Here is a 22,533-nt window from a genome sequence, read left to right on the forward strand (position 1 = left end):
GCGGCCCACACGGCGAAGCGGGCTCACTGCAGACCGGACGTCTGTCGAAGCAGACAAGTCCGTCGCACAACGATGTCATAGGCCGCGCGCGAGTGGAGATGCACGTGCTGGATAAAACGCAGATGGAGCGGCTCGAGGCAAAAGCGGTCAACTCCGCCAAGACACGACAGCCGCTCTATGCTCCGCGCAAGAAAATCTTCCCTAAACGCGCCTCGGGCAGCTTTCGCCGCTTCAAATGGCTGGTGATGGCGATCACGCTGGGCATCTATTATCTGATGCCCTGGTTGCGCTGGGATCGAGGTCCGTTTGCTCCTGATCAGGCCGTGCTGATCGATCTTGCCAACCGCCGTTTCTACGTCTTCTTCATCGAGATATGGCCGCAGGAATTCTACTATGTCGCCGGCCTTCTGATGATGGCCGGCATCGGCCTCTTCCTGATCACGTCCACCGTCGGCCGCGCCTGGTGCGGCTATACCTGCCCGCAGACGGTATGGGTCGATCTTTTCCTAGTTGTCGAGCGGGCGATCGAAGGCGATCGCAACGCTCGCATGAAGCTCGACGCCGGCCGATGGACCGCGCGCAAACTGGTGCTGCGTGTGTCGAAACACGCCATCTGGCTGGTCATAGCGGCAGCTACCGGCGGCGCCTGGATCCTCTATTTCGCCGATGCGCCGACGCTGATCGGCGACGTATTCAACGGCACCGCCGCTTCGGTCGCCTACGTCACCATCGCGGTGCTGACGGCGACCACCTACACGTTCGGCGGGCTGATGCGCGAGCAAGTCTGCACCTACATGTGCCCGTGGCCGCGCATCCAGGCTGCCATGCTCGACGAGAATTCGCTCACTGTGACCTACAATGACTGGCGTGGCGAACCTCGTTCGCGGCACGCCAAGAAGGTCCAGGCTGCGGGGCAGCCGGTCGGTGACTGCGTCGACTGCAATGCCTGTGTCGCAGTCTGCCCGATGGGGATCGACATTCGCGACGGCCAGCAACTCGAATGCATCACTTGCGCGCTGTGCCTTGATGCCTGCGACGGCGTCATGAACAAGCTCGGCAAGGAGCGCGGGCTGATCTCCTATGCGACGCTGTCCGACTACAACGCCAACATGGCGGTGGCGACCGCAGGCGGCTCCGGTCCCGTGAAACCTTCACTCGTCAGAACGGCCGACAGCACATTCTCCGCCAGGTTGGCGCATTTCCATATTCGCAAGATCTTCCGGCCGAGGACCTTCTTCTACATGGGCGCGTGGACGGCGGTCGGGCTTGCCTTGATCTATTCGCTGCTGACGCGCGACCGACTCGAGATCAACGTCCTGCACGACCGCAATCCGCAATTCGTGACCCTGTCCGACGGCTCGATCCGCAACGGTTACACCGTCAAGCTGCTTAACATGATCCCCGAGCCAAGGACGATCGTCGTCACGATGCAGGGCTTGCAGGGAGCCGAAATGAGCGTCGTCGGCAGTGATCTGCCGGCAGCTCGCTTCTTCGCCATCGCGGTCGAACCCGACCGGCTGAACATGCTGAAGGTCTTCGTGCGCCAGCCAGCGGGTGAGGTTCGGCACGCTGCACAAACCTTCAAGTTCCGCGTCGAGGACAGAGCGAGCTTCGAATCGGACGAATACACCGCCACCTTCAACGCCCCGGAGATCGCCAGATGAGCACCAATACGCAAAAGACGCGTGAGTTCACCGGCAGGCACATGCTGCTCACCATTCTCGGCTTTTTCGGCGTGATCATCGCGGTCAATCTCACGATGGCGACACTCGCCAGCACGAGCTGGACCGGCCTTGTCGTCGAGAACACCTATGTGGCCAGCCAGCAATTCAACAAAAAGGCCGAGGAAGGGCGCGCGCAGGCGGCACTCGGCTGGACCGGCAAACTGACGATCGCTCGGGGTGAGGTCCGCTACAGCTTGAGCGATACCACCGGCAAGCCGGTCCCCTTGCATGGCGTCAAGGTGCTGTTTCGCCATCCCGCATACGAGAAAGAGGACAAGTCCGTTACGCTCGCCCTCGCCTCCGGCGAGGAATTCGCGGCGCGGCACATGCCGAAGGACGGCGTCTGGATCGTCGAAGTCGACGCCGATGCCGGCCTGGCGCAACCCTATCGCGACGTCCGCAGGATCATGATTTCGCAAGGAGCGCTGCAATGAGCTGCTGTGCACCCGGCGCGGAACAGGCAATGGATCTGACCGGTACCACATCGGTCCTGCCATCTGGCCAGGAGATCAGGTTGGCGAGCCGCTTGGTTGGCGATGGTCTTCGCCAGACCGACCTTTCAGTACCGACGGTTCATTGCGCAGCCTGCATCCAGGCGATCGAGACGGCGCTGGCAAAGCTCGACAATGTCGAAGACGCGCGTGTCAACTTGTCGACGAAACGGGTGTCGGTCCGGTGGCGCGGCGAGGAGGTTCCATCATTCGTCGCCGCGCTTGGACGGCTGGGCTATGACGCGCACCTGTTCGATCCAGAGGCTGCCGGCAAGGACAAGACGCTCTCGGAACTGATCCGCGCCGTCGCCGTTGCCGGCTTTGCCGCGGGCAACATCATGCTGCTTTCGGTCTCGGTCTGGTCCGGCGCCGAAGGTGCTACCCGCGGCCTGTTTCACTGGGTCTCTGCATTGATCGCCATCCCGGCGCTCACCTTTGCCGGCGGCATCTTCTTCCGCTCGGCCTGGAATGCACTGCGCCACGGCCGCATGAACATGGACGTGCCGATCGCGGTTGGGGTGTCGCTCGCTTATGCCATGAGCCTCTACGAGACGATCAATCATGGCGATCACGCCTATTTCGACGCCTCGGTTTCGTTGCTGTTTTTCCTGTTGATCGGCCGCACCCTGGATCACGTCATGCGCGAACGGGCACGGACCGCCGTGAAAGGCCTGTCCCAGTTGGCCGCACGTGGCGCCATGGTGCTGCGCGGCGATGGCGCGCGCGACTACCTGCCGGTTGGCGAGATCGAACCGGGCATGCACCTTCTGGTCGCCGCAGGCGAAAGGGTCCCTGTCGACGGCCGGATCATTCGGGGCGCGTCGGATCTCGACTGCTCGCTGGTTTCTGGCGAGAGCACACCAAAAACCGTGACGTCCGGGCAACAGGTTCAGGCCGGCACGCTCAACCTTACCGGCCCCCTGACCATCGAAGCGACCGCTGCGGCAAAGGACTCCTTCCTGGCGGAAATGGTCCGGCTGATGGAAGCCGCCGAAGGTGGTCGTGCGCACTATCGGCGGATCGCCGACCGTGTCTCGGCGCTCTATGCGCCGGTGGTCCATCTCACCGCCTTCGTGACGTTCCTTGGCTGGATGGCGGTAACCGGCGACTGGCACCGGGCAGTGACGATCGCGATCGCCGTTCTCATCATCACATGCCCGTGCGCGCTCGGCCTCGCCGTGCCGATCGTGCAGGTGGTGGCGGCGCGGCGCCTGTTCGAAAACGGCATCATGGTCAAGGACGGTTCGGCCATGGAACGCCTGGCCGCGATTGATACGGCGGTGTTCGACAAGACCGGCACACTGACGCTCGGACAGCCCAGGCTGGTCAACGCGTCGACCATCGATCCGGCGATGCTGGCGATGCTGGCGATCGCAGCCGACATGGCGGCGCACTCCCGTCACCCGTTCTCGAAGGCCATCGCCGCATTCGCGGGTTTTGCCGGCCAGCCGAAGCTGGAAGCCGTCAGCGAGCACCCGGGTCTCGGCATCGAAGCCACGACCGCGGACAGCACCTGGCGTCTTGGCCGGCGCGGCTGGGCCGGATGGAAAGCCCGGACCGGTGGCGAAGGCAAGTATGGCGGCTATGGCGGGACGGTGCTTTCGAAGAATGGGAGGATCGTCGCCTCCTTCACGTTCGAGGACGCTACGCGCGCCGACGCCAAGGCGGCGGTCGGACAATTGAAGGATGCCGGCGTGTCGGTCGAAATGCTGTCGGGCGATACCCCGGACGCTTGTGGCGATGTCGCAAGAATATTGGGCATCGGCCGTTTTGTTTCGGCGCTGCTGCCGTCCGAGAAGGCTGAGCGGATCGAAGTGCTGACCAAGGCCGGCCACAAGGTCCTGATGGTGGGCGACGGGCTCAACGACACGCCAGCGCTGGGCGCGGCGCACGTCTCGATCGCTCCAGCCACCGCCGCCGATATCGGCCGCAACGCCGCCGATTTCGTGTTCCTGCGTGAAAGCCTTTCGGCAGTACCCCTTGCGCTGGACGTCTCGCGGAAGGCAGGGCGGCTGATCCGCCAGAACATAGCCATCGCGATCATCTACAACGCTGTTGCCGTGCCGATCGCCATTCTGGGGCATGTCACGCCGTTGATCGCCGCGATCGCGATGTCGGCCTCATCACTGCTTGTCATTGGCAATGCATCGAGGCTGCAAAGTTTTGTGCCAGACGAGCCAAGGAGAACTGCTCCGCCAGACAGGCGCCCCCACACTGGCACATTGGCGCAACCCTCATGACAATCCTGGTTTATCTCATACCTGTTGCTCTGTTGGCGGGCGGGCTTGGACTGTCTGGCTTCCTGTGGGCCTTGAGGTCTGGTCAATACGAGGATCTCGACGGAGCGGCCGAGCGTATCCTCATTGACCGGAACGAGCGGCCGGAACGCTGATTCAAGCCGCGTGCAGACGGTTACGTCGGGCACTGCCAACTGTGAAGCTGATCGCGTCGGGCGGGATCCGCGACGGCGTCGATGTGGCCAAGGCCATCCGCCTGGGCGCGGACATCGCCGGGCAGGCGGCCGGCGTGCCGCGCGCGGCGACGGTGTCCACCGAGGCGGTTGTCGCGCATTTCGAGATCGTCATCCGCCAGTTGGCCGTCGCCTGCTTCTGCACCGGCTCGGCTGATCTGGCTTCAGGCGCGCTTGTTGCCCTCGGCGCATCTGCCCGCCGGTTGATGCCGGCATCGCCCGCACGTGGCGGCGGGCGCCTCGGCTAACAGGGTAATTAGACGGCCTCATGTACTCAGGCGTGATCTGTAGAGCAGACGGTTCGTCTATTCTCACCTATTCGACGACTGTCTTACAGTTCAGCCGTGTGCGGCTAAGACACGTTTGTTCGAAAACCGACGTGGGCGGGGCCGTGCCCATGTTTTCCCGTCTTTCAAGGAAGGTCCGCAAAACCTCTGTTGGCATGCCGGTTGCAAGGACCGTAAAGGACCCGCACGACCACGGCGGTCTAGCAGTAGCATGGCCGGCGAAGTTGGAAATCGCGTTGGCCGAAACGGCAAGTGCGCTGGTGCCGATGGCGATATGGAGGATGGAAACGCCGACGACGTAAAGCAGGAGCGGCGCGGCAAGGATCGAGCCGCCGCCGCCCAGAAGAACAAGCTCGGCGATGGGCGGGCAAACCTGTCTGTTAAGGCGGCGTCCGCTATTCCTGCATTGCCGAGATCCGCATGATCGAGACTATCGAGCAGGGTGCGGCAAAGGCACCTTTCATGCGATTCGGCGACACGGTCCGCATCGAGATGAGAGACAAGGCCGGCGACTCGATCTTCGGCGCGATTGAGCAGACGGTGACGCAACACAACAAGGAAGCCTGAGACCATGGCCAAGCAATTCGCATCTGTCGGAGATGTGGCAGAGAAAAAGATCTCCTTCACCGAGATCGGCCGCGACCTGTGGGCCTTCACCGCCGAGGGCGACCCGAACACTGGTGTCATCATCGGCGACAAATCGGTGATGGTGATCGACGCCCAGGCCACGCCGCGGCTGGCCGGCAAGGTGATCGAGAAGGTCAGGACCCTCACCGACAAGCCGATCAACTATGTCGTGCTGACGCACTATCACGCTGTGCGGGTTCTCGGCGCTTCGGCCTATGGCGCGCAGCAGACGATCATGTCGGAGAAGGCGCGCGCCATGGTCGCCGAGCGCGGGCCTGAGGACTGGAACTCCGAGTTCGGCCGGTTTCCGCGCCTCTTCCAGGGCCACGAGTCGATCCCCGGCCTGACCTGGCCAACGCTGACCTTCAACGACCGGTTAACGCTCTATATGGGCAAACGGCGGGTGGACCTTGAATTCCTTGGTCGCGCGCATACGGCAGGCGACATCGTCGCCTTCGTGCCCGACGCCAACGTCATGTTCACCGGCGACATCGTCGAGTACCATTCGGCCTGCTATTGCGGCGACGGCCATTTCGCCGACTGGTGGCGCCATCTCCTTCGAGCATGCCGACCAGCTTCTACAGGGTATGACGACGCTCTCGCCAAGGCGCATGGAGCAACTCTTGCGCAAATGCACGAGCGTCAAATTATGCAGACTGTTCTATTGGATGGCCGAGCGCCATTCCTACGCATGGCTGAAGAAGCTCCCCAAACCCGAAGCGCTCGACGAGCTTGGCCTTGGCAGGGGCAACAGAGTGCTGGTCGGAGGCGGCAGACTCGATACAAAATACCGCATAACGGTCCCGGAGGAGATGTGGGCGCGGCCAGCCCTTACTACAATCAAGTCCGGCTCCTAACGCGTGTCTTGCCGCTCGTTGCGGCGGAGACGTGTTTCGCCCTCAGAGGCGGAATCCGATCCGAGAAGATTTCGCTTTGTTTCCAAATAGTTGTGATTTGCGCAGCGGCAGCGCTAACCAACATAGGTACCAAAATATTTCTGCGGATTGTTTCGGTTCCCAATATCTATCCATCCTGCGCCCAATCGAACGGAGGTTTAAGCTTGCGGACCACGAACTCACCGAGCGCCCGAGCCGCGGCTGGACTCGCTGGAGTGACAAGGGCATCGGCAACACTATAGGCGCAGTTATGCAACGCTAAGTTTCCGGAAATAGCTTAGGAAACAGTTCGTCCAACGTGTCGACCGGGAAGCGTAGCGATACCGGTCCTTTCGGGGTATCGGACGCAAGCAGGCCAAGCTCGAGCACCTCGGTAAACACGCGGCGGGCCGTACGTTCCGGCAAGCCAGCGATACGTGAGGCCTCACCGCGATCGAACTCGCCGCGCAGAAGCGCCTCCTCGAGCAGCCGGAAAGCTTCTGGCTTCAGGTCGTAGCGTTGAACGAACCGCTGCAGACGCCGGGCAAGTTGGTTCAAATCGAACAGGCTGGACATGAAACTGACCTGATCGATGCATACGCGTAGAAACCATAAGGTAAAATCCGCCAGCGCCCGCATAGAAAGATTACCGCGGCCGTCGCGATCGCCTTGGCGTGGCATGTCGGCGTGATCCATCATGCGTTTATAGTCGCCGCGGCTTTCCAGACCCCGCGCCAGGCCTCGGGAAATCGACCACAGCCCGTGCGCGGCAATTCCTGCCTCATGGGCCATGGCGTGACTCATCAAGCGGCTGACGCGTCCATTGCCGTCAGGGAAGGGATGAATGTAATTGAACCGATGATGCGCGGCCGGAATCGCCAATATCCTAGCCGCTTTGCCCGTACGTTGGAAGCGGTACCGGCTAGCGAAATGCTCCATGAACGCTTCGACGCGATCGCTTGACGGCGGCTGGTGGCGGCCGACAGTGACATCATGTTCGGGCTGTGATCGCCACCGACCCGGAACCATCAAGAATTCTCTGTCTGCGCCGCGAATGCGCAACATCGCCTCATCGGCGTCACGGTAGAATTCCGCATGCAGCCAGCGCAAAAAATCAAGCGAAGCCGGTTCTGGGAGCTGACCCTCTGCGGCCAGGCGATCGATTTCCCCCTGCAGTCGAACATGGGCCGCGGCTTCCACCTGCAGGTTGCGTCGTTCCTGGTCTTTGTCGAATTCGCCGGCGAGGGCGCGTTCGATGTCGCGGGGGCGCGTGTTGTGGCCCTCGATCAGGTTGCTGTAATAGGTGTTCATGATGCGCACGAGATCCGCCAGGTTCGCGGCCGTGCGCGGATGCAGCTTGGCGCCGAGAACCGCCGAGCTTGCTGACAGCTCAGCCAGCGCGTCGGAGATAGGCTCCGCAACGTCTTCCAGGCGCGCCGGCTCGATGCGCTGTACGGTCTCTTCCATAATTGGCCGATGTTAGATCGCGCTAAGTACGTATATGTCAACAGAAATTTTAGCTGAGCGCCCATAACTGGCCGATCATTTGGCCGATGTTTAGCGCTACCTCAGCTTCACCGAGACGGTTGATCGACGACGCCAATGCCGATGCCGATGATGGCCGATATTCGCTATGCTTAGCGCATTGATAGCATGTACAAATTTGCGATCGGTAGGTCGATTTGGCCGATCGCTTGGCCGAACTTCGCCGGTCGCGCTGACTAGGATATACGACCAGGAAAATATAGGCGACTCCAAATGATTCTCCAGAGATTGGGAGGCACGCGACGCTGCGACCAGGCTGCGCGAGGACTCGAACGAGGCAGCCCAATATCTGCTGAGCTCTGCGAGCGCGTGTGGAAACCCGATGCGGGCCGCCAGGTTCTCACGTTTGCGTTTGAGCGCGATCCATTCGCTCTCAAATCGCAACTGGCGTCTTTGACGCTGGATTTGAACCCACAATAAGTACGCGCCGACAAGAGCAAATACGCCTGTAAGCAACGTCTGCCAGTCATAGGCGCGCCGATGAACGGATTATGGAATTTCGGTAGCGGCTCCGCGCAGCGCTCGAACAGGCTCTGGGCAAGCGCGTTTTCGCAAGTTCGGCAGATTCACGCTATACAACCTCTGTCTTCTGCTCACGCGATACAGCTAGGCAGCGTGGGCAGTTCAGTCACCAATTCTGCGAAGCGTCAGACATGCGACGGCTCGCCGGCAATATATTCACCGGCGTTGGATGCCGGCTGGCGTAGCTCCGTTGCGTCGGACCACCAGGCTTGATCTCCGGTCTCTGCCTCCAGCAACCTGAGCAAAGCGCGATTGGCGGGATCGCGCAGAAACACCCGATAGCCTTCGGCAATCTCCGTAGGCAATCGGGTCGCGTTAGCGAGGCTGAGCAAAAGGGCCGAGCTGACGCGGATCGTAGCTGCAGACCGGATTGTCCGATGTGAGGAAAGGCGTGCTTGTCCTGTTGTGGAGCACCTCGAAGCCGAGGCGGAAACAGAGGTCGCCGAAATCCTTGAACTCACCTTTCATTGCCAGCAGGGTTGACGCCTATCGGCACGGCGCTCGAGCGGCGGAGGAAGGACGCCGAGTTCTTCGCCGATCTTGTGCTCGCAGCGAATTTTGGCCTCGATCATCAGCGCGTGCCGATCGCGCGTCGCCGGAACACGCGCGCGCAAGATCGTTTGCATGCCGAGCACGTTGAAGGAGATGGCGGCCGACAGGCGGCGTGCCGCGAGCGCCCGCACCGTTTTCCGGCCATCCGGTCTCGATGGTGTTCCACAGATCCTCGAAACAATGGTTTTCCTGACATTCCAAAGGACGCTAGTTTGTCCACAACGAACCGAGCCGTTTCATGCACAGCGAAATCCAGCTCTGGGTTTTGATGAAGATGCCTGCGCCAGACTGTGACTTCGTCGGCCAGGTGATAAAACTCTTCGACTGAGTGCTACTGAATCCATTCATCGACGTCTTACGTCCGTCGCAGGGCCAAGTGGTTGGCATCATGTGCAGAAATTTGCCGCAAGCGTTTGGAATAGTTTGGGCAAAATTTGCAGTGAAAAGAAATGGCCGCGTTTCCGCGAGGATTGCAATGATAGCACCCTAGGATTGAGCTAGCATTTCATTGAGCGTCCGATCTTGCAACGGCCGTTTCGAATCGATAACGCCACATCGGGGTTTCGCATCTAGGGTTTTGGTATGATAGATGATCTTGACCGGCGGATACTCGGCGCCCTTCAAAGGAACAACAGGCTGTCGTTCTCCGAGCTTGCGGACCTCGTGGGTTCGTCTGCCGCTTCATGCATGCGCCGTGTCAATAAGCTCCGCGCAGACGGAATCATCACCGCTGATATCTCCTTAGTCGACGCCAAGGCGCTCGGGAAGTCGCTGACCGTGGTCGTGACAGTGGAACTCGATCGTGAGCGTTTAGACCTTGTTGACGACTTCAAGCGGGCTATGAGGGCGGCAAAAGAAGTCACTCAATGCTATATGGTCACAGGCGATGCCGACTTCGTTCTTATTGTAGCGGTGGAGGACGTCGAGGCCTTCGACGTTTTTGTAAAGACCAAACTCTACACAAATCCCAATGTCCGCAAATTCAAGAGCATGATTGCCCTAGATCGGGTGAAGTTTGAGCCACGGGTGCTAGTGTAGCCCTTTAACGTTTCCCTCACTTCGATCCCGTTTTTGAAGCGTTCATTGCGGCGGAGGCGCCACTTTGATCGCAATCAATCCATCGAAGTCTGCGATTTAATTGTATCGGCGGCCGTACCCAAAGGCGGGCACGCGCGGTGTGCTGCCGTTTCGGAGCCGCTGGGGCAGTTTCGCGGCGGCGATTCGTGACCGCTTGTGCGGGATTGCAAGATTGGAGAACTAGGGAATGACAATTGCTGCAGCCGAACCTGCAACGGCTCTCCCAGCCATAGAGCAACGGCACCGGGATCTACGACATTATCCTCATGGCATAGCCTTCATGGATGGTCAGTACCTGCCGATGTCCGAAGCCAAAGTGTCCGTCCTGGACTGGGGTTTTTTGCATTCCGATGCCACCTACGATACCGTTCATCTATGGGACGGAAGGTTCTTCAGGCTGGACCTGCACCTGGACCGGTTCTTCCGCGGGATGGAAAAGCTCCGCATGAAGGTTCCCTACGACCGTAGTGAGATCGAGAAAATCCTGTCTACCTGCGTGGCGCTATCCGGGCACAAGTCGGCGTATGTGGAAATGGTCTGCACGCGAGGTGGCTCGCCCACCTTTAGCCGTGACCCACGCCAGTCGGAGAACAGGTTCATCGCATTCGCGGTGCCTTTCGGGTCGGTTGCCAGCAAGGAGCAGCTGGAGCGCGGCCTGCATGTCGCAATCAGCAACACCGTTCGGATCCCGCCCAAGTCGATCGATCCGACCATCAAGAACTATCACTGGCTCGATCTGGTGAAAGGACTGTTCGACGCGTACGACTACGGTGCCGAAACGGCATTGATCGTCGACATCAATGACAACATTGCCGAAGGGCCTGGCTTCAACGTTTTCACCGTCAAGGACGGCCGCTTGAAGACCCCGGCTTATGGCGTTCTTGCCGGCATTACCCGGCAGACCGTATTCGACCTATGCGATGAATTGGGCCTCTCCGTCAGCGCCGGCGACATTGATCGCGACGAATTGAAGGGCGCCGATGAGGTTTTCATCACGTCTACAGCGGGCGGGATCATGCCGGTGTCCAAGATTGACGAGACGGTTCTAGGCAACGGCAAGGTTGGCGCTCTAACACGCCAGCTGACCGACCTGTATTGGGAGAAGCATGCCGATCCGGCATGGTCGACCGCGGTAAATTACGCATAGTACGGCGATATATTGTCGAGCGTTCCTCCCCAGTGCGGGAGGGCTGTGCTGCCTTGAGTCTGCCGATGACCGACGCTTTCATTTCCCATCTCTCGAACGAACTGGCCGGCCTGAAGGCGGGGGGCCTGTACAAATCCGAGCGGGTGACGGGCCGCTACGCTCCTCTATTGAGGAGCTCCGCTTCGCGGCCCACAAACACCTAATTCAACGCTATCAATGGCATTGTGGAAGCAGTTTCCTTCCGGAAAAAAGGCAGCGAATGCGTCGACCAGACAGACGCCAAACTGCAACAGATTTGGAACTGCCTCTAAGTTCCATAAGATAGATTATGCGACTTTTGCAAATAACGGCAAATATCTTTTTCCAATTAAAAAGCAACTAATCGCCTCGAACAAGCTTTATTGACGCTCATCAACGACAAAAACCAGTTTTTAGAAGTCGCGCCTACTAGACGTGTTGATTGATTGACAGGCGCTGTTTAAGGCTGCCATCATCCTTTTGATTAAATTTGACTGGAGACCCTGAACTGTTCTGAGCAGCTGGGCAGGTGTTCCAGGTCAAACCATATCGTCCTTCGCTCGACTCCCCTCTCAGCGCACTCACTTGTGTGGCATACAATAGACGCCCTCGGATTCCATCAGTACCGCGCCACCCTTCAACTCGCTCAATGCGCCGACCCACGCTTGCGAATAAGTGCGGCTGGCATCCACGGCCGTCAGCCAAAGAACGCGATTGTCGGCCAGTTCAACTTTAACTTCCTGCTGCAAAGGGCTCCCCTGCACGGTCTGTTGATAGTGGCGTTTGATCCTGACATTGCTGGCCGGAAACTCAGCTTCGTTGCTGCCGTAGTTCAGCACAAATCCGGTGTGGTCCTCAGCCACCGAGCAACTGCCATCACGCTCACACACGATTTTGGCAGCGGTCTTGCAGTCCCATTTCAGTGAAGCGGGCCACATAGGATTGTCCACGCTTGAGCGCGGCCTGTCGCTCTGACCTGCCGCCGTCAACACTGCGCCTGTGTTCATAATCACAGTTGACAGAAGAAGCGCCTTGAACACTACAACCCTCCAGAATTGTCACCCTCATAGTACCTCGTCCTGCGTGATCGCCTGGTTCATGGCATGTTGAGATTGAACCAGCTTTTCTGGCGCACGCCGTTCGCGTCATCATACTCGATGAACCAGGGCTTTCCGCGCATCGGTCGAGCGATGGTGTAGTAGGTGGGGCCATTACCAAGGGAATGCCCTCGATCGTTTCCCGCGGTTTGGATTGTTGCCACAACCACCTTACCGTCGATTTCGATTTGGACCGGACGTGATCCGTCTCCATGATGCCCGCCGAGGGCGTTGTTTTTGAAAACAACGGGCGAGGAGAGCCTATCGGCCGCGATGCGGCAGATGTTCCGTTCTTGACCTAAGCCCGGCCGATCGGATTCGGAGCTGCCAACTGCTTGCCAGCCAGACGGACAATCCTCATACTTCTCAAATCTCGCCGCGCTGGAGTTGGCTTGCGGACAGGTCGGCCAATTAAAACCCGGGGCTTCCATCGCCGCAATCAACTTGTAAATTGGTGGGTGGCACGAGGGGGTCCCTTGCCAGTCGCCGGAAAGACATAGGAGGACCTGACAGCCCCATTCCGACGCTTTTGATTGGGATGGAAGAGCTGCGGCGCCTGCGATGGCGACGGCACCCCCTAGTAGGAATTTGAGTATGGTCATAGCCTTTTCCTCGCTGCAGATTTGACAGTTTACTATGGATGATCCGCGCGAAAAAGGACAGGTCGAAAAGGCAGGTTTGTGCGACTACATCGATTTATGAAACGAGACGACGGAGGCGTGGTCAACAACCCGTTGCGCGCCAACATTGCACTGACGCTTGAGCGGGAGAGAGCCAGACGCGGCCTATCCCATATGCACATGGCCGAACTGTTTCGGACCGCCGAGGGCGAAAAACTGGCCTATCGAACCTACATTCAGACTGTGCGTCAGAAAAATAATGTCACATTGACGACGCTGCAGATCATGGCAAACGGCTTGCAACTGTCTTTTGCATCACTGCTCGCCGGCGGCAAGAAAGTTCCGGAATGGGCGCATCGGTTGGACGACAATGCGATTCGCAAGCGGCTGGCGCACATCATCGATTTTGAGCGACAACGACGTACTTTGCACCGCTATGAGATGGCCGTACTAATCGGCGTGGCGGAGGCGACATTCACGAAACTGGAACGCGCGAGCGGCAATATCAGCGTGGACACGATTGCGGCGATCGCCAAGGCGTTGAAACTTGATCCAGCGACCTTCCTCTTTTCCGAAAAGATCCCACCTGGCGGAGCCGACATCTAGCCGCCTGACGAGTGTTCCTAAAGGGCCTGTAATACGCCCCCAGCCGGCGACCGCTCCCATGCCCCTGCCCGTCAGGCCCAGCGGCCGACTTTAGACTAGCACCCCCGCCGCGGCTGTCGAGCCGCTGCTGTCATCGTCGGCTGCTAGCCTGTTGCAGCGGCGGGGATGATAAGGGACTTTAACATGGACGACTGTGCCGGCGTCGGGAATTCTGCTGATGAAGAGCTTCCTCTTGAGGGTCGAAACCATATGAGAACAAGCCGTCAAACCTAGCCCGGTGTGATTGCCGGCGCGTGTAGAGTAGAAGGGTGTCGTGACTTTTGCCGGTGTCACGCCTGCGCCGTTGTCGGCCAATTCCAGGGGTCGGTTCCGGTAGGGGGGCGACCCAGATTCATCACCTTAGTGTCGTGATGCCCACCAGAGAATTTGCTGGTGAACTGACCGGCCAACGCCAAACTCATGCTTGCCGGGCAGACTTGTCAGCACGCGACAGAAACCGCTTCAAGCTCAAACCGGCCAACAAAATGTATGGCGGCATGGCGAGCGAATAATGACCACAGTTTAATTCCAAAATATTTGGCCTAGCTCCGGCGTCCTTCAGCCTCTGCATGAACCTCTCCGATAGCTCTGGCAACACCACTTTGTCTCTCTTAGCCAACACAACGTGAAGACCGAGATCAGGCCGTGCCAAACTATCTGCGTAATTCTCCAAGTTAAGTGGACCCCAAGCCCTTCTGAGCTCGGTCAGCTTAATCGCTGGCTCGAGACTAGCACGTATCAATCGTGTCGCGCGACCCGTCCAAACCATATCCGCTAGACTCCCCGCCGTGAGAAACAACGAGGCTTTCGACACAGCCGAGTCGTGCGCCGCGAGAAGGCCCGCAACCCAGGAGCCTAAGCTCATACCGAGAACTGAAATCTCTCGATAGCCTTCGATCTTCAACCAACGTATGAGCTTTCGCCCATCTAACACTGCCTGCCTTACAGATTGAATCGTTCGACCGAGATTAGGGCTAAGCATATAGTCAGCGTGCGCGGAGCCGGGACGGCTGCGCTCGAAGTGATAAGGCATAGCGATCTCGACAACCGTGATGCCACGTTGCGAGAAAAAGTTGGCGATCTGACGATTCCGGAAGGTTGCATTCCAATGGTGAAAAATCACCATCGCCTGATCGAACGACCCGCTTTCTGTGATTTTCGCCGAGACGACATTGTTCTGTTCGATATCAGTAGATATGTCCGATGGAAATTTGAGCCACCCATCTAGCCTTTCAAACCCCTGAACACTCACATTCGGGTCATCGAAAAAGGCTGGATCAGCCACGGCTTGGTCCGCAAGGGCACAGAATTCCTCGATACTTGCTATCTTATCCGCACCTGGAAAGGCGCGTTCCGCGTCAAGGGCGAAATCGGTTGATTTCTTCCCTTCCTCACCGCGTCGCGCCCGCCGCTCATCCCAATGATCAAGCCAACTATGATACACTCTGATTGTTTCCCAACTTAATCGCTTGCCGTCGCCCCAACCCTGGATCAAACAAGCCATATATTGCGAACAGCACTCCAACGCCCAGAAGGATCGAAAAGCCAGCAAATGCATCGATCAGCAAGTAGCTAGCCACGAGTAACGCTACGATCGCTGACATCTTACACAAAGACATACGAAACCGAGGTTCGACACCTACACGGATGGAGCCGTACAGAAATACAGCACAGGTCGAAATAGCGATAAGAAGGCTACTATAATGGGTCGGCCTACGGTAGCTGATCACGGCGCTCACATCATTTCGCCCATAGAAGGCGGAAGACATATCGCCGACCAACCACGCCACAATATTCTCCCCACGCGATGTCAGGTAAGCACTCTGGAGCTTCATGACTATGGCGATCAGAAGCCCCAAAACAGTACACCGAAAAATCGCGCGCATAACCCTGAGGCTGGCTTCATGGAAGCCGTATTGATAATCCACCTCGGGCGGATTACTCGCTGCTTTTCCAATTTTCCAAAGATCATGGATCACTGTATAAAGCAAAATTAGACCTACGAAGAACAGATAAAAACATAGGCACATGTATAGGTAAGCGAGCCCCGTGAACACGATCGCTTCCGGCACCGATATAACTTCAGGGCGCACAATCGCTAACGAGCCCCAGTCCGTCGCATAGCTGCCACCACCTTTGAGCAACGGGATTAAAGACACGCCGATCCACTGAAAAAGGCCGGCGAATACCACACAAATCAAAAGAACCGCCCAATATGAATACGAAGAAGCTTGTACGCTGCGCGCCCAGGCATCGTCGCTTTCCATCTTGTCGCCCTGCGCTACAAGCTTTGGGCGGCCTTCATCCTTCCAAAAGGTCACCAGCTCTGTCACGAAGGCAAAAAACAGTGGCAAAAATACCATGAAGACGAATGTCCAATTCGCTGTCCAAAGAAACCCAACCTGCTTGACGACGCCATCCGCCCGGCCATATGTCACGCTGTGAATCCCCGTAAGATACGACAAAAACCCAAGAGCGGTGACACCCGCAAACACCGACGCCGGTAAATTCAGGGGAGATCCGCGACTAAAAAACGCCTCCGATTTCCTCGCCAAACTAAAACGCCGGCTCGGCCCCTTGGGGTCAGTATCCCGTGTCAGCACTGCTGGGGAGTCTGTCTCGTCGTCGAAGGTCGCAGTCAGTGCCGTATCTGGAATCTCCTGTGCAACGCTGCTTCCGGCTGTCTTCCATCCTCGTCTCTTGATCGATAGCCGCGATTGCGCCGTACTAAGCTCTATCTGCCATTCGCTAGTTGCGACCGGATCATCGCATCCAAGAATCCTCGCCAGCCAACGAATGTTGGCAGTGCTAATGCCCTTCTCGTTCTCTTGAAACCAAAGCTGCACCGTTCGTAGATCGACCCCAACCCGGTTGGAATCAATCTGTGAAATCGCCTCTGCAAGGAGCTCGGGCGTCCATGGGCCGGCAGGAAACCCGTCTTTGCCCAACAGTCGACCCGCGCCCGCCGCCGCCAATCGTTTGAATAATTCTTTGAAATCACTCCCGTCTCTGGGCGGAGGGAGAAATAACTTTCCGTTCTTAAACAACAACTTATAGGCTCTAGTTTCGTTCCGCTTCGCTAGGCTTCGTATCTTATCGTGCCTTCGTGCTCAATCAACGCTTTTATCAACTGGATTTGGCCGGCACGGGAGACGATCGATGACTGGTGACCCGCTGGAGAGGCTGCACACGGTTGTTGCGGGGGAGATGTTTCGCAAACCGCCAGCCAGGGCACTGAGCTGCCCGGATCGGTCGCGACCGCATGAGCGAAAAGTAGGGGAAGCCAGGGCTTCGGCAGCCTGAGAAGCAGAGGGATGAAGCCATCCCTATTTTTCTCGCCTCCCCAGGTATCATTTACGAATTGTCATGAGCGTGGAGCCAATCGATGCCCATTCAAGTGGTCTGTAACAACGGAGTGGTGGAAGAGGCAGACGGGGTCCCGAATCTGATCGCGGCGCATCGTCAAGCAGTCGCCATGGTTGAACGTCTCGGCAAGCGATGGATGGGGGCAGAAGGGCCGGACGCGACCCTGACCGGCCGGCGATTGGATTCGGTCATGGCGGAAGAGGTTATCGCGCGTCGGCGCGCGGCCGCTGCGCCGGTGGCCGATGTCGTTGAGATGAAAATGAAGGCAGCTTATTTCTGTCGGTTGTTGGGGAACGACTGGTGCGAGATTGACGTCGACGATTTGCGCGCGTTGCTCGGTTCTTTCGCGAAACTGCAGGCCTAGGAGAAGAGCGCTGAAATCCATGAGGCCACGGTATTCCAGGCCGCATAGAGCCCTGCAGGCACCAAGATGATTGCCAAGAACGCCGCGGCTCCGCCAATAGCGCCGTCACCGCGTCCTTCCACGGGATAGTAATATTTGTGCGCCTCATCGTCGTGCTTCATTCTTGTCTCTCCGATCGCTTATTTAGCAGCAGCTGAACAGGGTGCTGAAACGTCGTGCCCCACAAACCTGCACGTTTCATCTTAGCGTTGATTTCCGCGACGAGGTAGTTCTCATTGACGGCTTTGCCCTTTGCTGTCGTTGCGGCAAACGCGTATCCGGTCGCTATGAGCGCGGTACCGACGTCGATTGTGTCGCCATTCAACTGCGCACCGCAGACGACAAAGGCCGCCTTGTCGAGGGCGTAGCCGATTGGCTGGCATGTCACCGCCGCGCTATCGAACAGTGCTGCCAGATGCGCCAGCGAGATGTTCCCGCAATCGAGTTTGTTCCCATTTGGCTGTTCAGCCGACGTGCCGCGAAGACATGACTGCACGCCATAGAGGCGGAAAAGATGGTCGCCGTCACGCCAGGTATCTCCAGTCAGCAGTTGAGCCGATTTCGATACCGCGAAGGGCGTTTGCGCAGCAGATTCGGATGCATCCTGGGCCTGTGCCGATGCGCACAAACCAAAAGCGGCCAGCACTGCAAAGCGCGCCTGTTTCATTCCTGGAACTGTCCACCGAGGTCGGCGGAGTGCTCCAGATCGGGGCGCAGCGACTTGCCGTCCTTGTTGCGTCCGATTGCGGCCATGCCGAAGAAAACCATTTCGTCATCGTCGTAGGCGACGTTGTACGGGTCGTTTGTATTGCCCGCACCCACGAGAGAAAAACACGACACGGCGTCGGGTTCCCCCTTCCTGCTCTGCAGCACAAGCGTTTTGCAAAGCACGACAGAAGCACGATGGTTGTAGATTCCTTCTTCATAGTCCTGCGCGGCCTTCGTGCAGTCCCACTCCTGCGTCTTGTAGGTAATCTTTGGATTTGGGCAGGCCGCGAGGCCGCGCAGTCGATAGGCCACGCCGTTGATGACGCGCTCGGTCGCCGACGACGCCTTAACCGGCGAACTGAGGGTCGCCGCGTCGCGCTGAAAGAGCGCGCCTTTCGCATCGTAGCGCTCATAGACGAACACCTTCTCGCCCGGCTTGGCAAACTGGAGCAGGTAGTGTTCCGACGGCTGCGCGAAGGCGCTTGGGGCGTCGGTGCCGGCAGCATAAGCCGCGGTGCCCTGGAGCAGCAAAGCCGTGCAAAGGGCAATCTGTTTCATCGAAATCCGTCCCTGCGGTGCATATGGTGTTGACACTTTACTAGGGCTGCGTGTAGCCATAGTAAAGTATTAAATTTTGGCGACAGTATGAACACTCGAACAGCTCTTCTGCTCACCCTGTGTGCCGCTACAATGCCCTTGGAAGCGCACGGCCGGGATCTGGCATCAGACCGCGTCGCGGTCGCCTTTGCAACGCCGGCGCAAGCCCTTACCTCAGTCGGGGCGCAGAGGCCTGGGGCGTGCAAGACCGGAAACCGTACTGAAGTCGACGAACTTGTGCGTTCAGTCGCGCGGGACGAAGGCTTCGACGCCGATCTGGCCGAGGCGATCGCATGGGCTGAAAGCGATCTCGGCGCCAATCAGGGTCCGTCCAAGGCCGGAGCCCTTGGGATCATGCAGTTGATGCCGGGGACGGCGGCCGATCTCGGCGTGAGCGACCGTTGCGATACGCAGGCGAATGTTCGGGCTGGCTTGCGCTATCTGAAGTCACTCTATGACGAGTTCCAGGATCCGCTGCTGATGCTGGCGGCATATAACGCCGGGCCCAACAGCGTCTACAAGGCGCAGGGCATTCCGGTGAATCCGGAGACCGCGGAATACATCGTGAAAATCCTCAACCGCTGGAAGTTCGGCGGTGTCGCGAAGAAGCCCGTCCTGACCAAATCCGAAATGCTCGCGGCCGGTCCGCCAGCAAGCGGAGACGCTTGGCAGGAGGGTCATGTCATGGATTTCGGCAACTGAAAGGAGCCAAGGGTGGAATACAGGAAAGCAGGCAAATTTGCTCTGAAACTGGCCTTGGCCTCGGCGGTCGGAATAGCTCTGGCGCCAGCCACCGCATACGCCCAATCGGCGGCGCCAGTCGAAAACGTGCTGGAATGGTTCGTCGGCGTTCTGCAGGGCAACATAGCGCGCTCATTCGCCATCATCGCGGTCTGTTTTCTCGGCTTCCTCGCCATGACGGGGCGGCTGGCGTGGATGATGGCTTTTTCCATCATCATTGGCATCGCTCTTATCTTCGGCGCTGCCCAGCTGGTGGACGCGGTTCGCGCGACGGCAGGAGGCAGCTGAGCCATGGACGACGAGGAAGTCTATGTCGAGCCGGTCAGCCTGCCCCTGACACGCCCGCCGATGAAATGGGGGGTGCGATATGAAGTTTTTGCATTGAACGGCATCCTGGCGGTGATCGGCTTTATCGCCACGAGCAGCTTCATGCTCGGTCTTGGCGTCTTCGGCGTGGTGCATCTGGTAAGCGCATATCTGTGCCAGCGCGATCCCTACATCTTTCATATTTTCGAGCGGCGCGTCTCCAAACGCGGAGCGGTGGCGAATCTCACTTTCTGGGGGGCGAGGAGCTATTCGCCATGAGCCTCGATGCAGAGCTGAAGTTTGGCCGTGAGCGCCGCCGCGAAAAGCCGGCTGCGATGCACATCCCCTACCTTCGCCATGTCGATGACAATCTGATCGTGACGAAGAGCGGCTTTCTGGTCGGCGCCATCCGGCTCAGCGGCCTGCCATTCCAGACGATGGACCAGGCCGAGTTGAACAGCCGAATGTTCAACCGCAACACCACGTTCCGCAATCTCTCGACCTCTCGGTTTGCGGTCTACACAACGATCATCCGCCGTCACGTGACCCCGGAAATCGAAGGCGACTTTGACAATCCTTTCGTGGCCGAGCTCGACGCCCGCTACATGGACGAGCTTGGCTCGAAAAACCTCTTCGTCAACGAGGCGTATCTGACGGTCATACGGCGCCCGATGGTCGGCCGGGTCGGCTGGGTGGACAAGGCGCTCAATGCATTCCGTATCAGCACCGCTGGCGAAGAAACCCGCGAAGAGGCAATAGCCGAACTGCATGACATCCTCGACGGCATGGTCAAGGATTTCAGCGCATATGGGGGACGTCTTCTCGGTGTCGTGAAGCGCCGCGACAGCTTCTTTTCCGAGCCCGCCGAATTTCTGGCGAAAATCCTCGCCGGTGGTGGCGACGTGGAAATGCCTTTGCCGCGCATGTCCCTTGGCGATGTGCTGGCGACGCGGCAGCTGTTTTTCGGCAAGTCGGCGCTGGAACTTCGCGGTCCGGACCAAGCCAAGCTCGGCGCCATGGTGTCAATCAAGGAATATCCGCCGTTCACCGCGCCGGGCTCTTTGGACGGTCTGTTGCGACTGCCGCATGAGTTTGTCCTGACGCAAAGTTTCGCGATCGAAGACCGTGTCACGGCGATGCGCAGGATCAACACTATCGCCAACCAGGTCGAGGGTTCCGACGAGGCGGGCACGACGGTCGAGGTCTCCGTCCACGACGGTGCCGACAAGCTGGCTGGCGGCGAAGTCGTATTCGGACAACATCACATGAGCGTCATGGCATTGGCGCCGGACATGACTGGTCTCAATCGTGCGCTATCCGACATCACGGCCGAACTTTCGCGCATGTCGATCGTGCCGGTCCGCGAGACACTGAACACGGAACTGGCCTTCTGGGCGCAGTTGCCGGGAAATTTCAGCTACATCGCGCGACGTGCGTTGATCTCGTCGCTGAATTTCGCCGGCCTTTTTTCAGGACACAATTTCCCGTCCGGCCAACGTGAGCGGCTGCATTGGAAACGGCCCATCGCCTTGCTCGAGACGACCAGCCAGACAGCCTACTATTTCAATTTCCACGTACACGATGTCGGGCACTTCACGGTGTTCGGCCCGACCGGCTCAGGCAAGACCGTGGTGCTGTCGTTCCTGATGGCGCAGGCCATGCGCATCATGCCGCGGCCGCGATGTGTTTATTTCGACTACATGCGCGGCGCCGAGATCTTCGTTCGGGCGCTCGGCGGTCGTTACGAGGTGATGGAACCCTCTCAGCCGACCGGGTTCGCGCCATTGCAGCTTGATGACACGGCGGAAAACCGTTCTTTCCTGGAAGATTTACTCCTTTACATTCTGACGCCGGAAGGCGGCGCGCTTGATGTGGCCGAGATGCGCGTCATCAACGCGGCCGTCGACATGATCTACAAGATACCGCGCGAACAGCGGACCTTCGACCTGCTGCCGGAAGTGCTGCGGGGCTCGCTCATGCCTGGCATGAATGATCTGGCGGCGCGGATACAACCCTGGCTCGACCCGAAGGACAAGGGCTGGCTTTTCAACAATCCCGTCGATCTGGTCGATTTCTCGAAACCCGTTGTCGGGTTCGACATGACGAAGATCCTGGGCGACCGAAAGCTGCGCTCGGCGGCGTTGCTCTACATCTTCCATCGTCTCGAGGACGTCATCGACGGCTCGCCGATCATGCTTTTCCTCGATGAAGGCTGGAAGCTGTTGGACGACGAGGTTTTCGCTGCCTTCATCAATGAGACGCTGAAGACCATTCGTCGCCGCAACGGCGTGGTCGGCTTTGGCACGCAGACAGCGGAAGACGTCGTCAGTTCCTCCATCTCGTCGTCACTGATCGAGCAAACGAAGACCAACATTTTCTTCCCCAACCCGAAGGCGAGCAAGGAGTCCTACATGGAGCGCTTCTCGCTGACAGCGAAGGAATTCGAGTTCGTGCGCCGAACCGCGAAGGAAACACGCACCTTCCTCGTCAAGCACGACAGCGACTCGATCGTAGCGAAGCTCGATTTGTCGGCGATGCCCGATCTCATCAAGGTTTTGTCCTCGAACGAAGCCAACAGCAAGGAATGCGCACGGCTCCGGGAAACCTTCGGCGATGAGCCGGAGATGTGGCTGCCATACTTCTGCGGATGGGAGAACGAGCATGACGAAGCGGCTTAGCAGCTTTTGTCTGGCCGTTGCTCTCGCGACGGCGGAA

General features: G+C 58.7%; 24 protein-coding genes and 3 pseudogenes. 17 read left to right on the forward strand and 10 right to left on the reverse strand.

The window, feature by feature from the left end:
* Window positions 1–98: 98 nt before the first annotated feature.
* The 9 genes and pseudogenes from ccoG to ACSQ3Z_RS31985 all read left to right on the forward strand — a co-directional run bounded on the left by ccoG (window position 99) and on the right by ACSQ3Z_RS31985 (window position 6,456).
* Window positions 99–1,664, forward strand: coding sequence for a cytochrome c oxidase accessory protein CcoG (ccoG, locus tag ACSQ3Z_RS31945; RefSeq protein ID WP_436175218.1), 1,566 nt, complete (start codon window positions 99–101; stop codon window positions 1,662–1,664).
* On the forward strand, window positions 1,661–2,158 hold the full coding sequence (locus ACSQ3Z_RS31950) for a FixH family protein (protein ID WP_069091264.1): 498 nt from the start codon (window positions 1,661–1,663) through the stop codon (window positions 2,156–2,158). Before ccoG ends, ACSQ3Z_RS31950 begins: the two co-directional genes overlap by 4 nt.
* Window positions 2,155–4,455, forward strand: coding sequence for a cation-translocating P-type ATPase (locus tag ACSQ3Z_RS31955; protein ID WP_436175219.1), 2,301 nt, complete (start codon window positions 2,155–2,157; stop codon window positions 4,453–4,455). The genes ACSQ3Z_RS31950 and ACSQ3Z_RS31955 overlap by 4 nt, the downstream gene beginning before the upstream one ends.
* Window positions 4,452–4,607, forward strand: coding sequence for a cbb3-type cytochrome oxidase assembly protein CcoS (gene ccoS / locus ACSQ3Z_RS31960; protein ID WP_136622694.1), 156 nt, complete (start codon window positions 4,452–4,454; stop codon window positions 4,605–4,607). Before ACSQ3Z_RS31955 ends, ccoS begins: the two co-directional genes overlap by 4 nt.
* Before the next feature lie 20 nt (window positions 4,608–4,627).
* Window positions 4,628–4,892 (forward strand): annotated as a pseudogene (locus ACSQ3Z_RS31965) (alpha-hydroxy-acid oxidizing protein); the annotation flags it as partial.
* Window positions 4,893–5,183: 291 nt separating this feature from the next.
* Entirely contained in the window at window positions 5,184–5,396 is a 213-nt protein-coding gene (locus ACSQ3Z_RS31970) for a hypothetical protein (protein ID WP_199201601.1), read from the forward strand.
* Window positions 5,357–5,539 (forward strand): annotated as a pseudogene (locus ACSQ3Z_RS31975) (fumarylacetoacetate hydrolase family protein); the annotation flags it as partial. The gene ACSQ3Z_RS31970 and the pseudogene ACSQ3Z_RS31975, both read left to right, overlap by 40 nt.
* A 4-nt stretch (window positions 5,540–5,543) precedes the next feature.
* Window positions 5,544–6,143, forward strand: a pseudogene (locus ACSQ3Z_RS31980) (MBL fold metallo-hydrolase); the annotation flags it as partial.
* Between the two features lie 43 nt (window positions 6,144–6,186).
* On the forward strand, window positions 6,187–6,456 hold the full coding sequence (locus ACSQ3Z_RS31985) for a type IV toxin-antitoxin system AbiEi family antitoxin domain-containing protein (RefSeq protein ID WP_244748507.1): 270 nt from the start codon (window positions 6,187–6,189) through the stop codon (window positions 6,454–6,456).
* 297 nt (window positions 6,457–6,753) lie between these two features.
* Here the strand turns inward: ACSQ3Z_RS31985 and ACSQ3Z_RS31990 are convergent, their stop codons facing one another.
* Together ACSQ3Z_RS31990 and ACSQ3Z_RS31995 are read right to left on the reverse strand one after the other, a co-directional pair.
* Complete coding sequence (locus tag ACSQ3Z_RS31990) at window positions 6,754–7,941, reverse strand: Fic family protein (protein ID WP_006329252.1); 1,188 nt, start codon at window positions 7,939–7,941, stop codon at window positions 6,754–6,756.
* A gap of 1,064 nt (window positions 7,942–9,005) precedes the next feature.
* Window positions 9,006–9,224, reverse strand: coding sequence for a hypothetical protein (locus tag ACSQ3Z_RS31995; protein ID WP_244748511.1), 219 nt, complete (start codon window positions 9,222–9,224; stop codon window positions 9,006–9,008).
* Window positions 9,225–9,675: 451 nt separating this feature from the next.
* On the opposite strand from ACSQ3Z_RS31995, the gene ACSQ3Z_RS32000 reads away from it, so the two are divergent.
* Window positions 9,676–10,131 carry an Lrp/AsnC family transcriptional regulator gene (locus tag ACSQ3Z_RS32000; protein ID WP_199201326.1) on the forward strand — a complete coding sequence of 152 codons (456 nt, stop codon included), beginning with the start codon at window positions 9,676–9,678 and terminating at the stop codon, window positions 10,129–10,131.
* A gap of 226 nt (window positions 10,132–10,357) precedes the next feature.
* Entirely contained in the window at window positions 10,358–11,317 is a 960-nt protein-coding gene (locus ACSQ3Z_RS32005) for an aminotransferase class IV (RefSeq protein ID WP_436175220.1), read from the forward strand.
* A gap of 599 nt (window positions 11,318–11,916) precedes the next feature.
* On the opposite strand, the gene ACSQ3Z_RS32010 is transcribed toward ACSQ3Z_RS32005, so the two are convergent.
* Window positions 11,917–12,375, reverse strand: coding sequence for a hypothetical protein (locus ACSQ3Z_RS32010; protein ID WP_111542650.1), 459 nt, complete (start codon window positions 12,373–12,375; stop codon window positions 11,917–11,919).
* 56 nt (window positions 12,376–12,431) lie between these two features.
* Window positions 12,432–13,034 carry a hypothetical protein gene (locus tag ACSQ3Z_RS32015; RefSeq protein ID WP_436175221.1) on the reverse strand — a complete coding sequence of 201 codons (603 nt, stop codon included), beginning with the start codon at window positions 13,032–13,034 and terminating at the stop codon, window positions 12,432–12,434.
* Between the two features lie 96 nt (window positions 13,035–13,130).
* Here ACSQ3Z_RS32015 and ACSQ3Z_RS32020 point away from each other — a divergent pair, with 96 nt between their 5' ends.
* Entirely contained in the window at window positions 13,131–13,658 is a 528-nt protein-coding gene (locus ACSQ3Z_RS32020; protein ID WP_436175222.1) for a helix-turn-helix domain-containing protein, read from the forward strand.
* A 90-nt stretch (window positions 13,659–13,748) separates the two neighbouring features.
* Here the strand turns inward: ACSQ3Z_RS32020 and ACSQ3Z_RS32025 are convergent, their stop codons facing one another.
* From ACSQ3Z_RS32025 to ACSQ3Z_RS32035, 3 genes are all read right to left on the reverse strand, one after another.
* Window positions 13,749–14,012 (reverse strand): ATP-binding protein, encoded by a 264-nt coding sequence (locus ACSQ3Z_RS32025; protein ID WP_348628983.1) that lies wholly within the window; start codon window positions 14,010–14,012, stop codon window positions 13,749–13,751.
* 103 nt (window positions 14,013–14,115) lie between these two features.
* Complete coding sequence (locus tag ACSQ3Z_RS32030) at window positions 14,116–15,141, reverse strand: RcgR family putative quorum lactone hydrolase (protein ID WP_436175223.1); 1,026 nt, start codon at window positions 15,139–15,141, stop codon at window positions 14,116–14,118.
* Window positions 15,131–16,744 (reverse strand): RcgA family putative transporter, encoded by a 1,614-nt coding sequence (locus ACSQ3Z_RS32035; protein ID WP_436175435.1) that lies wholly within the window; start codon window positions 16,742–16,744, stop codon window positions 15,131–15,133. The genes ACSQ3Z_RS32030 and ACSQ3Z_RS32035 overlap by 11 nt, the downstream gene beginning before the upstream one ends.
* Window positions 16,745–17,082: 338 nt before the next feature.
* Between ACSQ3Z_RS32035 and ACSQ3Z_RS32040 the strand changes: the two genes are divergently transcribed.
* Window positions 17,083–17,427 (forward strand): hypothetical protein, encoded by a 345-nt coding sequence (locus ACSQ3Z_RS32040; protein ID WP_111542654.1) that lies wholly within the window; start codon window positions 17,083–17,085, stop codon window positions 17,425–17,427.
* Here ACSQ3Z_RS32040 and ACSQ3Z_RS32045 read toward each other — a convergent pair.
* The 3 genes from ACSQ3Z_RS32045 to ACSQ3Z_RS32055 are packed head-to-tail and all read right to left on the reverse strand — an operon-like array spanning window position 17,424 to window position 18,732.
* Window positions 17,424–17,588: a hypothetical protein gene (locus tag ACSQ3Z_RS32045; RefSeq protein ID WP_164753924.1), complete on the reverse strand. Its 165-nt coding sequence runs from the start codon at window positions 17,586–17,588 to the stop codon at window positions 17,424–17,426. The two genes, ACSQ3Z_RS32040 and ACSQ3Z_RS32045, sit on opposite strands and share 4 nt — an antisense overlap.
* Window positions 17,585–18,133: a thermonuclease family protein gene (locus tag ACSQ3Z_RS32050; RefSeq protein WP_095776128.1), complete on the reverse strand. Its 549-nt coding sequence runs from the start codon at window positions 18,131–18,133 to the stop codon at window positions 17,585–17,587. The genes ACSQ3Z_RS32045 and ACSQ3Z_RS32050 overlap by 4 nt, the downstream gene beginning before the upstream one ends.
* On the reverse strand, window positions 18,130–18,732 hold the full coding sequence (locus ACSQ3Z_RS32055; RefSeq protein WP_436175224.1) for a hypothetical protein: 603 nt from the start codon (window positions 18,730–18,732) through the stop codon (window positions 18,130–18,132). The genes ACSQ3Z_RS32050 and ACSQ3Z_RS32055 overlap by 4 nt, the downstream gene beginning before the upstream one ends.
* Before the next feature lie 138 nt (window positions 18,733–18,870).
* Here ACSQ3Z_RS32055 and ACSQ3Z_RS32060 point away from each other — a divergent pair, with 138 nt between their 5' ends.
* Genes ACSQ3Z_RS32060 through ACSQ3Z_RS32075 form a run of 4 tightly spaced genes read left to right on the forward strand, consistent with a single transcriptional unit; the run spans window position 18,871 to window position 22,496 of the window.
* Window positions 18,871–19,473 (forward strand): lytic transglycosylase domain-containing protein, encoded by a 603-nt coding sequence (locus ACSQ3Z_RS32060; protein ID WP_436175225.1) that lies wholly within the window; start codon window positions 18,871–18,873, stop codon window positions 19,471–19,473.
* Between the two features lie 12 nt (window positions 19,474–19,485).
* Window positions 19,486–19,800, forward strand: a complete 315-nt coding sequence (locus tag ACSQ3Z_RS32065; RefSeq protein ID WP_023720448.1) for a TrbC/VirB2 family protein — start codon at window positions 19,486–19,488, stop codon at window positions 19,798–19,800.
* 3 nt (window positions 19,801–19,803) lie between these two features.
* Window positions 19,804–20,097 carry a type IV secretion system protein VirB3 gene (locus ACSQ3Z_RS32070; protein WP_006339854.1) on the forward strand — a complete coding sequence of 98 codons (294 nt, stop codon included), beginning with the start codon at window positions 19,804–19,806 and terminating at the stop codon, window positions 20,095–20,097.
* Window positions 20,094–22,496, forward strand: coding sequence for a VirB4 family type IV secretion/conjugal transfer ATPase (locus ACSQ3Z_RS32075; protein ID WP_436175226.1), 2,403 nt, complete (start codon window positions 20,094–20,096; stop codon window positions 22,494–22,496). The genes ACSQ3Z_RS32070 and ACSQ3Z_RS32075 overlap by 4 nt, the downstream gene beginning before the upstream one ends.
* Window positions 22,497–22,533 lie beyond the last annotated feature (37 nt).

Origin of the sequence: Mesorhizobium sp. LjNodule214, assembly GCF_964252735.1 — a bacterium.
Lineage (GTDB): Bacteria > Pseudomonadota > Alphaproteobacteria > Rhizobiales > Rhizobiaceae > Mesorhizobium.

Coding starts and splice junctions, on each gene's coding strand:
- ccoG (WP_436175218.1), top strand. CDS start 99: ATGCACGTGCTGGATAAAACGCAGATGGAGCGGCTCGAGGCAAAAGCG.
- ACSQ3Z_RS31950 (WP_069091264.1), top strand. CDS start 1,661: ATGAGCACCAATACGCAAAAGACGCGTGAGTTCACCGGCAGGCACATG.
- ACSQ3Z_RS31955 (WP_436175219.1), top strand. CDS start 2,155: ATGAGCTGCTGTGCACCCGGCGCGGAACAGGCAATGGATCTGACCGGT.
- ccoS (WP_136622694.1), top strand. CDS start 4,452: ATGACAATCCTGGTTTATCTCATACCTGTTGCTCTGTTGGCGGGCGGG.
- ACSQ3Z_RS31970 (WP_199201601.1), top strand. CDS start 5,184: ATGGCCGGCGAAGTTGGAAATCGCGTTGGCCGAAACGGCAAGTGCGCT.
- ACSQ3Z_RS31985 (WP_244748507.1), top strand. CDS start 6,187: ATGACGACGCTCTCGCCAAGGCGCATGGAGCAACTCTTGCGCAAATGC.
- ACSQ3Z_RS31990 (WP_006329252.1), bottom strand. CDS start 7,941: ATGGAAGAGACCGTACAGCGCATCGAGCCGGCGCGCCTGGAAGACGTT.
- ACSQ3Z_RS32000 (WP_199201326.1), top strand. CDS start 9,676: ATGATAGATGATCTTGACCGGCGGATACTCGGCGCCCTTCAAAGGAAC.
- ACSQ3Z_RS32005 (WP_436175220.1), top strand. CDS start 10,358: ATGACAATTGCTGCAGCCGAACCTGCAACGGCTCTCCCAGCCATAGAG.
- ACSQ3Z_RS32015 (WP_436175221.1), bottom strand. CDS start 13,034: ATGACCATACTCAAATTCCTACTAGGGGGTGCCGTCGCCATCGCAGGC.
- ACSQ3Z_RS32020 (WP_436175222.1), top strand. CDS start 13,131: ATGAAACGAGACGACGGAGGCGTGGTCAACAACCCGTTGCGCGCCAAC.
- ACSQ3Z_RS32040 (WP_111542654.1), top strand. CDS start 17,083: ATGCCCATTCAAGTGGTCTGTAACAACGGAGTGGTGGAAGAGGCAGAC.
- ACSQ3Z_RS32045 (WP_164753924.1), bottom strand. CDS start 17,588: ATGAAGCACGACGATGAGGCGCACAAATATTACTATCCCGTGGAAGGA.
- ACSQ3Z_RS32050 (WP_095776128.1), bottom strand. CDS start 18,133: ATGAAACAGGCGCGCTTTGCAGTGCTGGCCGCTTTTGGTTTGTGCGCA.
- ACSQ3Z_RS32055 (WP_436175224.1), bottom strand. CDS start 18,732: ATGAAACAGATTGCCCTTTGCACGGCTTTGCTGCTCCAGGGCACCGCG.
- ACSQ3Z_RS32070 (WP_006339854.1), top strand. CDS start 19,804: ATGGACGACGAGGAAGTCTATGTCGAGCCGGTCAGCCTGCCCCTGACA.
- ACSQ3Z_RS32075 (WP_436175226.1), top strand. CDS start 20,094: ATGAGCCTCGATGCAGAGCTGAAGTTTGGCCGTGAGCGCCGCCGCGAA.